Raw genomic sequence first — 14,463 nt, 5'->3', positions numbered from 1 at the left:
CCCCAACCTGTGGATAAATACTGCTAACATTGTGGATTCTTTTCCCCAATCTGTGGAAAAATCCTATTATCTATGGTAAAATAAGTCTAGCACTAAACTACTAAAATCATAGTAAAGGAGGAAAATTAGTTGAAAGAAAAGCAATTTTGGAATCGTATTTTAGAATTTGCTCAAGAAAGATTGACTCGATCTATGTATGATTTCTATGCTACACCTGCTGAACTCATCAAAGTAGAAGAAAATACAGCTACTATATTTCTACCGAGATCAGAGATGGAAATGGTGTGGGAAAAGCAATTAAAAGATATTATCATTGCTGCTGGTTTTGAAATTTATGATTCTGAAATCAAACCTCACTATATTTTCACTAAACCTCAGAGTACAGAATCTCCTCAAGTAAATGATACGAATAGTGTCTCTACTTACGATTACACACCTGCACTACCAACGATTCCCTATTCCGAAACAGGGTTAAAAGAAAAATATACCTTTGATAACTTTATTCAAGGTGATGGTAATGTTTGGGCGGTGTCTGCTGCACTAGCTGTATCTGAAGATTTAGCTCTGACTTATAATCCTCTTTTCATCTATGGAGGACCTGGTCTTGGAAAGACTCACTTACTCAATGCGATTGGAAATGAGATTTTGAAAAATATTCCTGATGCGCGTGTCAAGTACATTCCTGCCGAAAGCTTTATCAATGACTTTCTTGAACACTTGCGACTTGGGGAAATGGAAAAGTTCAAAAAGACTTACCGTAGCCTTGATCTCTTATTGATCGATGATATCCAATCTCTCAGTGGCAAAAAAGTCGCGACCCAGGAAGAATTTTTCAATACCTTCAATGCTCTTCATGATAAACAGAAACAGATTGTCCTAACCAGTGATCGAAGTCCTAAACACCTAGAAGGCCTTGAGGAAAGACTTGTTACACGCTTTAGCTGGGGATTGACGCAAAATATCACCCCTCCTGACTTTGAGACACGTATCGCCATTCTTCAAAGTAAAACAGAGCACTTGGATTACCATTTCCAAAGTGATACTCTAGAATACTTGGCTGGCCAATTTGATTCAAATGTTCGAGAATTGGAAGGAGCAATCAACGATATCACTTTAATTGCCAGAGTGAAGAAGATTAAGGATATTACTATTGATATTGCTGCGGAAGCTATTAGAGCACGTAAGCAAGACGCCCGCCAGATACTTGTTATTCCAATTGAGAAAATCCAAACTGAAGTTGGTAATTTTTATGGAGTGAGTGTCAAAGAAATGAAGGGGACGAGACGAGTTCAAAACATCGTTTTAGCACGTCAAGTTGCCATGTATCTAGCTAGAGAACTGACAGATAACAGTCTTCCAAAAATCGGAAAAGAATTTGGTGGAAAGGATCACACCACCGTGATTCATGCCCATGCTAAAATCAAATCATTGATTGACGAAGACGATAATTTACGTTTAGAAATAGAAGCAATCAAAAAGAAAATTAAGTAGCTTGTGGATAACTTTTCCTTTCTTATCTTTTTTATCCACATTTTTTAAACAAGCTTAGAAGCTTAAGTTTACTAAATAGCACCCAGTTTTCCACAAAATTCACACATACTATTATTACTATTAACTTTCTAATACTAAAAATAAATAAAGGAGAATCCATGATTCATTTTTCAATTAATAAAAATTTATTTCTACAAGCTTTAAATACCACAAAACGAGCAATTAGCTCAAAAAATGCTATTCCGATTTTATCGACAATCAAAATTGATATTAGCAATGAAGGAATTACTTTAATTGGATCAAATGGTCAAATTTCTATTGAAAATTTCATTTCTCAAAAAAATGAAGATGCTGGTCTTTTGATTACTTCTTTAGGTTCGATTCTTCTAGAAGCTTCTTTCTTTATCAATGTTGTATCTAGTCTTCCAGATGTAACGCTTGATTTCAAAGAAATTGAACAAAAACAAATTGTCTTAACAAGTGGTAAATCAGAAATTACCCTAAAAGGAAAAGATAGCGAACAGTACCCACGAATCCAAGAAATTTCAGCAAGCACACCTTTGGTTCTTGAAACCAAACTACTCAAGAAAATTATCAATGAAACAGCTTTTGCTGCAAGTACGCAAGAGAGTCGTCCCATCTTAACAGGTGTTCATTTTGTATTGAGCCAACATAAGGAACTAAAAACAGTTGCAACAGACTCACACCGCCTTAGCCAGAAGAAATTGACTCTTGAAAAAAATGGAGATGATTTCGATGTGGTGATTCCTAGCCGCTCTCTACGCGAATTTTCAGCGGTATTTACAGATGATATTGAAACTGTAGAGATTTTCTTTGCAAATAATCAAATCCTCTTTAGAAGCGAAAATATTAGCTTCTACACTCGTCTCCTAGAAGGAAACTATCCTGATACAGATCGTTTGATTCCAACAGACTTTAATACTACAATTACTTTTGATGTGGTTAATTTGCGTCAATCTATGGAGCGTGCACGTCTCTTATCAAGTGCGACTCAAAACGGTACTGTGAAGCTTGAAATTAAAGGTGGGGTTGTTAGCGCCCATGTTCACTCTCCAGAAGTTGGTAAAGTAAACGAAGAAATCGATACAGAGCAGGTGACCGGGGATGATTTAACTATTAGTTTTAACCCAACTTACTTGATTGATTCCCTCAAGGCTTTAAATAGCGAAAAGGTTACTATTAGCTTTATCTCATCAGTTCGTCCATTTACTCTTGTGCCAGCAGATACTGACGAAGATTTCATGCAGCTTATCACACCAGTTCGAACAAATTAAGTGAAAGAGGTTGAGCCTAGCTCGCCTCTTTTATGATATAATCAAAAAAGAAAAGGAGAGTAGTATGTATCAAGTTGGAAATTTTGTTGAGATGAAAAAACCACACGCTTGTACCATCAAGTCAACAGGCAAAAAGGCTAATCGTTGGGAAATTACACGTGTAGGGGCAGATATTAAAATAAAGTGTAGCAATTGTGACCACCTTGTCATGATGAGTCGCTATGATTTTGAACGAAAAATGAATAAGATTATTGACTAAGAACCCTTAGTTAGAGGGTTAGCAAGTTTTCCCTTTTTGTGTTATAATGTTAGGGATTGAAATGAGAACGGAGAATGAGAAACTATGGCTTTAACAGCAGGTATCGTTGGTTTGCCAAACGTTGGTAAATCAACCCTTTTTAATGCAATTACAAAAGCAGGAGCAGAGGCGGCAAACTACCCATTTGCGACTATTGATCCAAACGTTGGGATGGTGGAAGTTCCAGATGAACGCCTACAAAAACTAACGGAAATGATTACTCCTAAAAAGACAGTTCCAACAACCTTTGAGTTTACAGATATTGCAGGGATTGTAAAAGGAGCTTCAAAAGGAGAAGGTCTAGGTAATAAATTCTTGGCCAATATCCGTGAAGTAGACGCGATTGTTCACGTAGTTCGTGCTTTTGATGATGAAAATGTGATGCGCGAGCAAGGACGTGAAGACGCCTTTGTGGATCCACTTGCAGATATTGATACCATTAACCTAGAATTGATTCTTGCTGACTTAGAATCAGTTAATAAACGCTATGCGCGTGTAGAAAAGATGGCACGTACGCAAAAAGATAAAGAATCAGTAGCAGAATTTAATGTTCTTCAAAAGATTAAACCAGTCCTTGAGGATGGAAAATCAGCTCGCACCATCGAATTTACAGATGAAGAACAAAAAGTTGTCAAAGGTCTCTTCCTTTTGACCACTAAACCAGTTCTTTATGTTGCTAATGTGGATGAGGATGTAGTTTCAGATCCAGATTCTATCGAATATGTGAAGCAAATTCGTGAATTCGCAGCGACAGAGAATGCTGAAGTAGTAGTTATTTCCGCGCGTGCTGAGGAAGAAATTTCTGAGTTAGACGATGAGGATAAGCAAGAGTTTCTTGAAGCACTTGGTTTGACTGAATCAGGCGTTGACAAGTTGACTCGTGCAGCTTATCACTTGCTTGGGCTTGGAACTTACTTCACAGCTGGTGAAAAAGAAGTCCGTGCTTGGACCTTTAAGCGAGGGATGAAAGCTCCTCAAGCAGCTGGTATTATCCACTCAGACTTTGAAAAAGGGTTTATTCGTGCAGTAACAATGTCATATGAGGATCTAGTGAAATATGGATCTGAAAAGGCTGTAAAAGAAGCTGGGCGTTTGCGTGAAGAAGGAAAAGAATATATCGTTCAAGATGGCGATATCATGGAATTCCGCTTTAACGTTTAATAATATTTAATAAATAGTGTCAATTAGGTTGGAAAAAAATTCCAACCCTTTTGGCTTTCGAAAGGAAAAATAAATGACCAAATTACTTGTAGGATTGGGAAATCCAGGGGATAAATATTTTGAAACCAAGCACAACGTTGGATTTATGTTGATTGACCAACTAGCTAAAAAACAAAATGTCACCTTTACACATGACAAGATATTTCAAGCTGACCTAGCATCTTTTTTCATCAATGGAGAAAAAATTTATCTCGTCAAACCAACAACATTTATGAATGAAAGTGGAAAAGCGGTTCATGCTTTATTGACTTACTATGGTTTGGATATTGAAAATTTACTCGTTATTTACGACGACCTTGACATGGAAGTCGGGAAAATTCGTTTAAGAGCAAAGGGATCAGCAGGTGGTCATAATGGTATCAAGTCTATTATTCAACATATAGGGACTCAGGTATTTAACCGTGTTAAAATAGGTATTGGAAGACCTAAAAAAGGCATGTCAGTTGTTCATCATGTTTTAAGTAAGTTTGATCAGGATGACTATGTGGGTATTTTACAGTCAATTGACAAGGTTGACGATGCTGTAAATTATTATTTACAAGAAAAAAACTTTGAGAAAACAATGCAGAGGTATAACAGCTAAATGGTGACTTTATTAGATTTATTCTCAGAAAATGACCAGATAAAAAAATGGCATCAAAATCTGATAGATAAGAAAAGACAACTAATACTTGGTTTATCAACGTCTACCAAGGCTATTGCAATTGCAAGCAGTCTAGAAAAGGAAAATAAGATTGTGTTACTGACTTCAACTTATGGAGAAGCAGAACGAATTATCAGTGATCTTCTTTCTCTCTTAGGAGAGGAACTTGTCTATCCATTTTTGGTTGATGACTCTCCTATGGTAGAGTTTTTGATGTCTTCGCAAGAAAAAATCATTTCGCGGGTTGAGGCCTTGCGTTTTTTGAGTGATCCGTCTAAGAAAGGGATTTTAGTTTGTAATATCGCAGCGAGTAGGTTAATTTTACCCTCTCCGACTAGATTTAAAGAAAGTACTATAAAAATTGCAGTTGGCGAAGAATATGACCAACACGAGCTACTTCACCGGTTAAAGGAAATTGGATATCGAAAAGTTACTCAAGTACAGACACAAGGTGAGTTTAGTATTCGAGGAGACATTTTAGATATTTTTGAGATGTCTCAGTTAGAACCTTTCCGAATCGAGTTTTTTGGCGATGAAGTAGATGGTATTCGTACTTTTGAAGTCGAAACACAATTATCGAAAGAAAATCAGACAAACCTCACTATCTTTCCAGCTAGCGACATACTTTTGAGAGAAAAAGATTATCAACGAGGACAGTCAGCTTTAGAAAAGCAAATTTCAAAGACTCTATCACCAATTTTAAAATCATATTTGGAAGAGATTTTGTCAAGTTTTCATCAAAAACAAGTACATTCAGATAGTCGAAAGTTTTTGTCCTTATGTTACGATAAAACATGGACTGTATTTGATTATATTGAAAAAGATACACCAGTATTCTTTGATGACTATCAAAAATTGATGAATCAGTATGAATCCTTTGAAAGAGAATTAGCACAATACTTTACAGAAGATTTACAGAATGGTAAATCATTTTCTGGGATGCAGTATTTTGCAGATACAGAGCAAACCTATAAAAAACAAAGTCCAGTTACCTTTTTCTCCAATCTGCAAAAGGGCTTAGGAAATCTTAAGTTTGATCACATTTATCAATTTAATCAATACCCCATGCAAGAGTTTTTCAATCAATTTTCATTTTTAAAAGGAGAAATTGAGCGATACAAAAAAATGGACTACACTATTATTTTGCAGTCTAGCAATTCAATGGGAAGTAAGACGTTGGAGGATGTTTTAGAGGAATATCAGATCAAATTAGATTCCAGAGATAAGTCAAGTATCTGTAAAGAATCTGTAAACTTGATTGAGGGTAATCTAAGACATGGTTTTCATTTTGTAGATGAAAAAATTCTCTTGATTACTGAACATGAGATTTTTCAAAAGAAATTAAAACGTCGGTTTAGAAGACAACATGCTTCAAATGCAGAGCGATTAAAAGATTATAATGAACTTGAAAAAGGGGACTACGTTGTTCACCATATCCATGGAATTGGTCAATATTTAGGAATCGAAACAATTGAAATCAAAGGGATTCACCGTGATTATGTCAGTGTACAGTATCAAAATGGTGACCAAATCTCCATCCCAGTAGAGCAGATTCAGTTACTGTCTAAATATGTTTCAAGTGATGGGAAAGCGCCAAAACTTAATAAATTAAATGATGGTCATTTCAAAAAGGCCAAGCAAAAAGTTAAGAACCAAGTAGAGGATATAGCTGACGATTTAATCAAGCTTTATTCTGAGCGTAGTCAGTTGAAGGGGTTTGCTTTCTCAGCTGATGATGATGAGCAACATGCTTTTGATGATGCTTTCCCTTATGTTGAAACAGATGATCAACTTCGCAGTATTGAGGAAATCAAGAGAGATATGCAGGATTCTCACCCCATGGATCGACTTTTGGTTGGAGATGTTGGTTTTGGGAAGACTGAAGTAGCAATGCGTGCTGCTTTTAAGGCAGTCAATGATCACAAACAGGTGGTCGTTCTAGTTCCAACGACGGTTTTAGCGCAACAGCACTATACGAATTTTAAGGAACGATTCCAAAATTTTGCTGTTAATATTGATGTGTTGAGTCGCTTTAGAAGTAAAAAAGAGCAGGCAGAAACACTTGAAAAATTAAAGAATGGTCAAGTTGATATTTTGATTGGAACGCATCGTGTTTTGTCAAAAGATGTGGTGTTTTCTGATTTGGGCTTGATGATTATTGATGAAGAGCAGCGATTCGGGGTTAAGCATAAGGAAACTTTGAAAGAACTAAAAAAACAAGTAGATGTTCTAACCTTGACAGCAACGCCAATCCCTCGTACTCTCCACATGTCTATGCTGGGAATTCGAGATTTGTCTGTTATTGAAACTCCTCCAACCAATCGCTATCCTGTTCAAACCTATGTATTAGAGAAGAATGATAGTGTCATTCGTGATGCTGTCTTGCGTGAAATGGAGCGTGGAGGTCAACTTTACTATCTTTACAATAAAGTTGACACGATTGACCAGAAGGTTTCAGAATTACAGGAGTTGGTTCCAGAGGCTTCGATTGGGTATGTTCATGGACAAATGAGTGAAATTCAGTTGGAAAATACTCTACTTGATTTCATTGAAGGTCAGTATGATATTTTGGTGACGACTACTATTATTGAGACAGGGGTAGACATTCCAAATGCCAATACCTTATTTATTGAAAATGCAGACCATATGGGCTTGTCAACCTTGTATCAATTAAGAGGAAGAGTCGGTCGTAGTAATCGTATTGCTTATGCTTATCTCATGTATCGTCCAGAAAAATCAATTAGTGAAGTTTCTGAGAAGAGATTAGAAGCGATTAAGGGATTTACAGAATTAGGCTCAGGATTTAAGATTGCTATGCGAGATCTTTCGATTCGGGGAGCAGGAAATCTCCTAGGAAAATCGCAGTCTGGTTTCATTGATTCTGTTGGTTTTGAATTGTATTCACAGTTATTAGAGGAAGCTATTGCTAAACGGAACGGTAATGGGAATAAAAGAACCAAAGGAAATGCTGAGTTGATTTTACAAATTGATGCTTATCTTCCTGATACTTATATTTCTGACCAACGACATAAGATTGAAATTTACAAGAAAATTCGTCAAATTGACAATCGTGTCAACTATGAAGAACTACAAGAAGAATTGATGGATCGATTTGGAGAATACCCAGATGTAGTAGCCTACCTTTTAGAGATTGGTTTGGTTAAGTCATATTTGGACAAGGTCTTTGTAGAACGTGTGGAAAGAAAAGATAACAAGATTACAGTTCAATTTGAAAAAGTCACTCAACGACTATTCTTGGCTCAAGATTATTTTAAAGCCTTATCTGCAACGAACTTAAAAGCAGCTATAGCTGAGAATAAGGGATTAATGGAAGTTGTATTTGATGTCCGAAACAAGAAGGATTATGAAATTTTAGAAGGTTTGCTGATTTTTGGAGAAAGTTTATTAGAGATAAAAGAATCAAAGGAAGCAAATCCCATTTAACATTTTTCTTCTATAAAAAGGATAAAAATGGTACAATAATAATTTGAGGTAATAAAAATGAGATTAGACAAGTATTTAAAAGTATCACGAATTATTAAGCGCCGTACAGTCGCAAAAGAAGTAGCAGATAAAGGTAGAATCAAGGTAAATGGAATTTTGGCCAAAAGTTCAACGGATTTGAAAGTTGATGACCAAGTTGAAATTCGCTTTGGAAATAAGTTGTTGCTTGTTAAAGTACTAGAAATGAAAGATAGTACAAAAAAAGAAGATGCAGCAGGCATGTATGAAATTCTCAGTGAAACACGGGTAGAAGAAAATGTCTAAAAATATTGTACAGATGAATAATTCTTTTATTCAAAATGAACATCAACGTCGTCGTTACCTGATGAAGGAGAGACAAAAACGAAATCGTTTTATGGGTTGGGTCCTTATTTTGATGATCTTGTTGTTTATTTTACCAACTTATAACTTGGCCCAAAGCTATGATCAGTTACTGCAACGACGTCAGCAATTAACAGAGTTGAAAGAGCAGTACCAAACTCTTAGTGATGAAAAGGATAAGGAATCCGCCTTTGCTGCAAAGTTGAAAGATGAAGACTATGTAGCAAAGTATGCACGCGCCAAGTACTATTACTCAAAGAAACGAGAAGCAATTTACACAATTCCTGATTTGCTTCCGAGGTAATGTCATGGAAAATTTATTGGAAGTTGTTGAGCAATTTCTAAGTTTATCAGATGAAAAATTAGAGGAATTGGCAACTAAAAACCATTTATTACGATTACAAGAAGAAAGGGAAGAGAAGAATGCGTAAGTTCTTAGTAGTTTTATTGCTACCTGCTTTTATCATAACCTCAAGAGTAGTTAGCACAGAAAAACAGCTTCCTTACTCTTCACAAGAAATTTATTATCTAACCGAGTCTGATTATGGATTCTACTATAAAGAAACTCTGGAATCCCCAATGGTATATGGAGAAACAGCTGTCTATGCTAATGAGGATCTTGTCAAGGAGTCTGGTAAATTGACTCCTGGAACCACCTTTAAAATAGTAGAATGGCGTTTGAATAGACAAGGTGTTCCTGTTTTTAAATTAGATAATCACCAGTTTATCCTTGCAGATAAGCGGTTGGTCTATGATCAAAGTCAAGTTCAAACTCAAAATAGACAAGTATGGTTGGAGCAGGGGTTTGTTATCTATAACAGTCCCTATGATGCGAAAGAAATTTCTTCAACCCTCTCTCCCTATCAACGCGTAACGGTGGATAGAGCTCTCTTTGCTGAGGGACAAGAATTTCTTCATATCAATCAAGTTGGGTGGGTATCAAAAGAGTTCACCTCAGAAGAAGACAATCGCATCCAGAAGGTTCAAGAAGTTTTATCAAACAACTATCAGAATGAAAATTATTCTATTTATGTTAAACAACTGAGTACAGCTAAAGAGGCTGGGGTGAATGAAGACAGCAAACTTTATGCAGCTAGCATCTTGAAACTAGCCTACCTTTATTACGCTCAAGATAAGATAAATCAAGGGGAATATACGCTAGACAGTAGCTTCAAGTATATCCCAGAAGTAAATAGTTTCCCTGGGTCCTATAAACCAGAAGGTAGTGGTAGCTTACCTAAAAAAGAAGATAACAAAGAATACAGTCTTCAACAGTTAATTATCAAGGTAACAAAAGAGTCTGATAATGTTGCTCATAATATTTTAGGTTATTACGTGACCAATCAATCTGACGGGGCTTTTAAAGAAAAAATGTCCACCATTATGGGTGAGGATTGGGATGTGAATGATAAATTGACTTCTTCAAAAATGGCTGGAAAGGTCATGGAAGCTATTTATAATCAGAATGGTTTTGTCTTAGAGTCTCTAGGTAAGACTGATTTTGACAACCAAAGAATCGCAAAAGGTGTTTCGGTTAAGGTAGCTCATAAAATTGGAGATGCCGATGAGTTTAAACATGACACTGCCATTGTTTATACGGATTCTCCTTTCGTTCTTTCCATTTTCACCAAAAATTCTGATTATGATACTATTGCTAAGATAGCTAAGGATGTTTATGAGGTTCTAAAATGAGGGACCAGGATTTTTTAAATCATTTTCTCCAAAAAGAGTATTTCAAAAAACATTCTAAAGTCGTATTAGCTTTGTCTGGCGGACTGGACTCAATGTTTTTATTCCATCTATTGTCTACTTATCAGAAAGAGTTGGAAATTGAGTTGATTTTAGCACATGTCAATCACAAGCAGAGAAGGGAATCTGATTGGGAGGAAAATGAACTAAGGAAGTTAGCTGATGCAGCTGAACTTCCTATTTATATCACATGCTTTTCAGGAGACTTTTCAGAAGCGCGTGCTCGAGAGTTTCGTTATGATTTTTTTAGGAAAATCATAAAAGAGGTTGGAGCAACTGCCTTGGTTACTGCCCACCATGCAGATGATCAAGTTGAAACGATTTTGATGCGCTTGATTCGAGGAAGTCGGCTACGTCATTTAACAGGAATAAAAGAAAGTCAAGTAGTTGATGGAATTGAAATCCTCCGTCCCTTGTTGCCTTTTCATAAAAAGGACTTTCCACCAATTGTTCATTTTGAAGATCAAACAAATCAGGAAAATACCTATTTTCGCAATCGCATTCGGAATAGGTATATACCAGAGCTTGAAAAAGAAAATCCTCTTCTTAAATCCGCCCTTTTAGATTTAGGAAGGGAAATTTCAGATTACCAAGCAACAATAACGGAACTTTCGAAACAAATTGATGTGGAAGATTTGAATGAGTTCTTTTCATACTCAAAACAAACTCAAGGAATCTTGCTCCAAAACTATCTTAATCAATTTCCAGACTTAAATCTGACAAAGGCTCAGTTTGCTGAAGTTCGACAGATTTTAGCAACGAAAAGTCAGTATCGTCATTCTCTTAAAAATGGCTACGAATTGATAAAAGAGTATCAACGGTTTCAAATTTGTAAAATCAGTCCTCAGGCCGATGAAAAGGAAGATGAACTTGTGTTACACTATCAAAATCAAGTTCGATATATGGGCTATTTATTTTCCTTTGGCATCCCTATTGAAGGGGATTTTGTTCAAAAAGTAACGGTTTCACGGGAAACATCTGTACATATTAGATGTCGAAAACCTGGCGATGTTATTATCCTGAATGGTCATCGAAAGAAACTGAGACGCTTATTTATAGATTTAAAAATCCCTATTGAAAAACGAAAAATAACCCCTATTATTGAGCAATTTGGAGAAATTGTCTCAATTTCAGGAATTGCGACCAGTGATTTGAGTAAAAACACGAAAAATGATATAATGAACACTGTGATTTATATAGAAAAAATAGATAGGTAAAAAGATGTTAGAACACGATATTAAAAAAATCCTCGTTTCACATGATGAAATTACAGAAGCAGCTAAAAAGCTAGGTGCGCAACTAACAAAAGAATATGAGGGGAAAAATCCAATTCTTATTGGAATTCTGAAAGGATCGATTCCTTTTATGGCTGAATTGGTCAAACATATTGATACGCATATTGAGATGGACTTCATGATGGTATCTAGTTACCATGGTGGAACAGCAAGTAGTGGTGTCATTAATATCAAGCAAGACGTGACTCAAAATATCAAAGGAAGACATGTTTTATTTGTAGAGGATATCATCGATACAGGTCAAACCTTGAAGAATTTGAGAGATATGTTTATTGCAAGAGAAGCAACTTCTGTTAAAATCGCGACTTTGTTAGACAAACCAGAGGGACGCGTTGTTGAAATTGAAGCGGATTATACTTGCTTTACTATTCCAAATGAGTTTGTAGTAGGTTATGGTCTAGATTATAAAGAAAATTATCGTAACCTTCCTTATGTTGGAGTATTGAAAGAAGAAGTTTATTCAAATTAGAAAGATTTATCTTTAATGAAAAAACAAAATAATGGTTTAGTTAGAAACCCATTTCTCTACTTGTTAATTATCTTCTTCCTAGTGACAGGATTCCAGTATTTTTACTCTGGAAATACTGCAGGACGAAGCGAAAAAATTAACTATACAGAATTGGTAAAAGAAATTACAGCAGACAATGTAAAAGAATTAACCTATCAGCCAAATGGTAGCATCATTGAAGTGTCTGGTGTTTATAAAAATCCTAAGACTAGTAAAGAAGAAACAGGGATTCAATTTTTCACTCCTGCTGCCACAACAGTAGAAAGATTCTCAAGTACTATTCTTCCGTCTGATTCAACAGTTTCAGAATTGCAAAAACTTGCTTCTGAACATCAGGCAGAAGTAACAGTCAAACATGAGAGTTCAAGCGGTATGTGGATCAATATCCTTGTCTCTGTGGTGCCATTTGCTATTCTCTTCTTCTTCCTATTCTCTATGATGGGAAATATGGGAGGAAATAATAGTAGAAATCCAATGAGTTTTGGACGTAGTAAGGCCAAGGCTGCTAACAAAGAAGATATCAAGGTACGATTTTCAGATGTAGCAGGTGCCGAGGAAGAAAAACAAGAATTAGTTGAAGTTGTTGAATTTCTAAAAGATCCAAAACGATTTACAAAACTTGGTGCGCGTATTCCTGCAGGTGTTCTTTTAGAGGGACCTCCGGGAACAGGTAAGACCTTACTTGCTAAGGCAGTTGCTGGGGAAGCAGGTGTTCCATTCTTTAGTATCTCAGGTTCTGACTTTGTAGAAATGTTTGTCGGAGTTGGTGCAAGCCGTGTTCGTTCCCTTTTTGAGGATGCAAAAAAAGCAGCGCCAGCCATCATCTTTATCGATGAAATTGATGCCGTTGGTCGCCAACGTGGTGTCGGTCTTGGTGGAGGTAATGATGAACGTGAACAAACCTTGAACCAACTCTTGATTGAGATGGATGGTTTTGAGGGAAATGAAGGGATCATTGTTATCGCTGCGACGAACCGTTCAGATGTTCTAGATCCAGCTCTTCTCCGTCCAGGACGTTTTGATAGAAAAGTCTTAGTTGGTCGCCCTGATGTTAAAGGTCGTGAAGCAATCTTGAAAGTTCATGCTAAAAATAAACCTCTGGCAGACGATGTTGATTTGAAACTAGTTGCCCAACAAACCCCAGGTTTTGTGGGAGCTGACTTAGAAAATGTTCTAAACGAAGCAGCCTTAGTTGCTGCTCGTCGCAACAAATCAATCATTGATGCTTCAGATATTGATGAGGCAGAGGACAGAGTGATTGCTGGACCATCTAAGAAAGATAAAACAGTATCACAAAGAGAGCGTGAATTGGTTGCTTATCATGAGGCTGGACATACCATTGTTGGTTTAGTACTGTCAAATGCCCGTGTTGTTCATAAAGTTACCATTGTACCACGTGGACGTGCAGGCGGATACATGATTGCACTTCCTAAAGAAGATCAAATGCTTCTATCTAAGGAAGACATGAAAGAACAATTAGCAGGTTTGATGGGTGGTCGTGTAGCTGAAGAGATTATCTTTAATGTTCAAACTACAGGAGCTTCAAATGACTTTGAACAAGCTACACAGATGGCGCGTGCAATGGTCACTGAATACGGTATGAGTGAAAAACTTGGCCCAGTTCAATACGAAGGTAATCATGCTATGTTTGGTGCACAAAGTCCTCAAAAATCAATTTCAGAACAAACAGCCTATGAGATTGATGAGGAAGTTCGTTCATTATTAAATGAGGCACGAAACAAAGCTGCTGAAATTATCCAATCAAATCGTGAAACGCATAAGTTGATTGCAGAAGCGTTGTTGAAATATGAAACATTAGATAGTACACAGATTAAATCTCTTTACGAGACAGGAAAAATGCCTGAGACAGTAGAAGAGGAATCCCATGCATTATCTTATGATGAAGTGAAATCAAAAATGAGTGAAGAAAAATAAATTTAGAGAGGTTCAACCTCTCTTTTTATGTTCTAATGTGATGGCTACCGAGCGGATGCCCTGATAGTCGACCCTCCTCGTACAGGCTTAGATGATAAGCTGTTGGAAACCATTCTGACCTATGTTCCAGACAAAATGGTCTATGTATCCTGCAATGTTTCGACCTTAGCGCGAGATTTGGTTAAACTAGTAAAAGTCTATGA

13 protein-coding genes and 1 pseudogene are annotated in these 14,463 nt (G+C 36.5%); all 14 read left to right on the top strand.

The genetic code is table 11. From position 1 onward, the window contains the following. Positions 1 to 129: 129 nt before the first annotated feature. On the top strand, positions 130 to 1,491 hold the full coding sequence (gene dnaA / locus O3622_RS08845; protein WP_000660625.1) for a chromosomal replication initiator protein DnaA: 1,362 nt from the start codon (positions 130 to 132) through the stop codon (positions 1,489 to 1,491). 158 nt (positions 1,492 to 1,649) lie between these two features. Further along, positions 1,650 to 2,786 (top strand): DNA polymerase III subunit beta, encoded by a 1,137-nt coding sequence (dnaN, locus tag O3622_RS08840; protein ID WP_000581139.1) that lies wholly within the window; start codon positions 1,650 to 1,652, stop codon positions 2,784 to 2,786. A gap of 64 nt (positions 2,787 to 2,850) precedes the next feature. Beyond that, positions 2,851 to 3,045, top strand: a complete 195-nt coding sequence (locus O3622_RS08835; protein WP_000285184.1) for a DUF951 domain-containing protein — start codon at positions 2,851 to 2,853, stop codon at positions 3,043 to 3,045. A gap of 84 nt (positions 3,046 to 3,129) precedes the next feature. Beyond that, on the top strand, positions 3,130 to 4,245 hold the full coding sequence (gene ychF, locus O3622_RS08830; protein WP_001218702.1) for a redox-regulated ATPase YchF: 1,116 nt from the start codon (positions 3,130 to 3,132) through the stop codon (positions 4,243 to 4,245). Positions 4,246 to 4,318: 73 nt separating this feature from the next. Then, complete coding sequence (gene pth / locus O3622_RS08825) at positions 4,319 to 4,888, top strand: aminoacyl-tRNA hydrolase (protein ID WP_049479916.1); 570 nt, start codon at positions 4,319 to 4,321, stop codon at positions 4,886 to 4,888. After that, positions 4,889 to 8,392 carry a transcription-repair coupling factor gene (gene mfd, locus O3622_RS08820; RefSeq protein WP_049479918.1) on the top strand — a complete coding sequence of 1,168 codons (3,504 nt, stop codon included), beginning with the start codon at positions 4,889 to 4,891 and terminating at the stop codon, positions 8,390 to 8,392. A gap of 57 nt (positions 8,393 to 8,449) precedes the next feature. Beyond that, positions 8,450 to 8,716, top strand: a complete 267-nt coding sequence (locus O3622_RS08815; protein ID WP_001234975.1) for an RNA-binding S4 domain-containing protein — start codon at positions 8,450 to 8,452, stop codon at positions 8,714 to 8,716. After that, entirely contained in the window at positions 8,709 to 9,077 is a 369-nt protein-coding gene (locus tag O3622_RS08810; RefSeq protein ID WP_000041922.1) for a septum formation initiator family protein, read from the top strand. Before O3622_RS08815 ends, O3622_RS08810 begins: the two co-directional genes overlap by 8 nt. Before the next feature lie 4 nt (positions 9,078 to 9,081). Further along, on the top strand, positions 9,082 to 9,204 hold the full coding sequence (locus tag O3622_RS08805) for an SP_0009 family protein (RefSeq protein WP_000429344.1): 123 nt from the start codon (positions 9,082 to 9,084) through the stop codon (positions 9,202 to 9,204). Beyond that, a complete protein-coding gene (locus O3622_RS08800) occupies positions 9,197 to 10,465 on the top strand; it encodes a serine hydrolase (protein WP_371607358.1) in 1,269 nt (422 codons plus the stop codon). The genes O3622_RS08805 and O3622_RS08800 overlap by 8 nt, the downstream gene beginning before the upstream one ends. Further along, on the top strand, positions 10,462 to 11,739 hold the full coding sequence (gene tilS, locus O3622_RS08795) for a tRNA lysidine(34) synthetase TilS (protein ID WP_001205564.1): 1,278 nt from the start codon (positions 10,462 to 10,464) through the stop codon (positions 11,737 to 11,739). The genes O3622_RS08800 and tilS overlap by 4 nt, the downstream gene beginning before the upstream one ends. A gap of 4 nt (positions 11,740 to 11,743) precedes the next feature. Then, on the top strand, positions 11,744 to 12,286 hold the full coding sequence (hpt, locus tag O3622_RS08790; RefSeq protein ID WP_000889406.1) for a hypoxanthine phosphoribosyltransferase: 543 nt from the start codon (positions 11,744 to 11,746) through the stop codon (positions 12,284 to 12,286). 15 nt (positions 12,287 to 12,301) lie between these two features. Further along, positions 12,302 to 14,260, top strand: coding sequence for an ATP-dependent zinc metalloprotease FtsH (ftsH, locus tag O3622_RS08785; protein WP_247941885.1), 1,959 nt, complete (start codon positions 12,302 to 12,304; stop codon positions 14,258 to 14,260). 39 nt (positions 14,261 to 14,299) lie between these two features. Further along, positions 14,300 to 14,463: pseudogene (locus O3622_RS08780) on the top strand (23S rRNA (uracil-5-)-methyltransferase RumA); the annotation flags it as partial.

The organism is Streptococcus sp. 27098_8_51, from assembly GCF_041432205.1.
Lineage (GTDB): Bacteria > Bacillota > Bacilli > Lactobacillales > Streptococcaceae > Streptococcus.
This window is presented reverse-complemented; position numbering and strand designations above follow the sequence as displayed.

Coding starts and splice junctions, on each gene's coding strand:
- O3622_RS08810 (WP_000041922.1), top strand. CDS start 8,709: ATGTCTAAAAATATTGTACAGATGAATAATTCTTTTATTCAAAATGAA.
- pth (WP_049479916.1), top strand. CDS start 4,319: ATGACCAAATTACTTGTAGGATTGGGAAATCCAGGGGATAAATATTTT.
- tilS (WP_001205564.1), top strand. CDS start 10,462: ATGAGGGACCAGGATTTTTTAAATCATTTTCTCCAAAAAGAGTATTTC.
- mfd (WP_049479918.1), top strand. CDS start 4,889: ATGGTGACTTTATTAGATTTATTCTCAGAAAATGACCAGATAAAAAAA.
- dnaN (WP_000581139.1), top strand. CDS start 1,650: ATGATTCATTTTTCAATTAATAAAAATTTATTTCTACAAGCTTTAAAT.
- O3622_RS08815 (WP_001234975.1), top strand. CDS start 8,450: ATGAGATTAGACAAGTATTTAAAAGTATCACGAATTATTAAGCGCCGT.
- O3622_RS08835 (WP_000285184.1), top strand. CDS start 2,851: ATGTATCAAGTTGGAAATTTTGTTGAGATGAAAAAACCACACGCTTGT.
- ftsH (WP_247941885.1), top strand. CDS start 12,302: ATGAAAAAACAAAATAATGGTTTAGTTAGAAACCCATTTCTCTACTTG.
- hpt (WP_000889406.1), top strand. CDS start 11,744: ATGTTAGAACACGATATTAAAAAAATCCTCGTTTCACATGATGAAATT.
- O3622_RS08805 (WP_000429344.1), top strand. CDS start 9,082: ATGGAAAATTTATTGGAAGTTGTTGAGCAATTTCTAAGTTTATCAGAT.
- ychF (WP_001218702.1), top strand. CDS start 3,130: ATGGCTTTAACAGCAGGTATCGTTGGTTTGCCAAACGTTGGTAAATCA.
- O3622_RS08800 (WP_371607358.1), top strand. CDS start 9,197: ATGCGTAAGTTCTTAGTAGTTTTATTGCTACCTGCTTTTATCATAACC.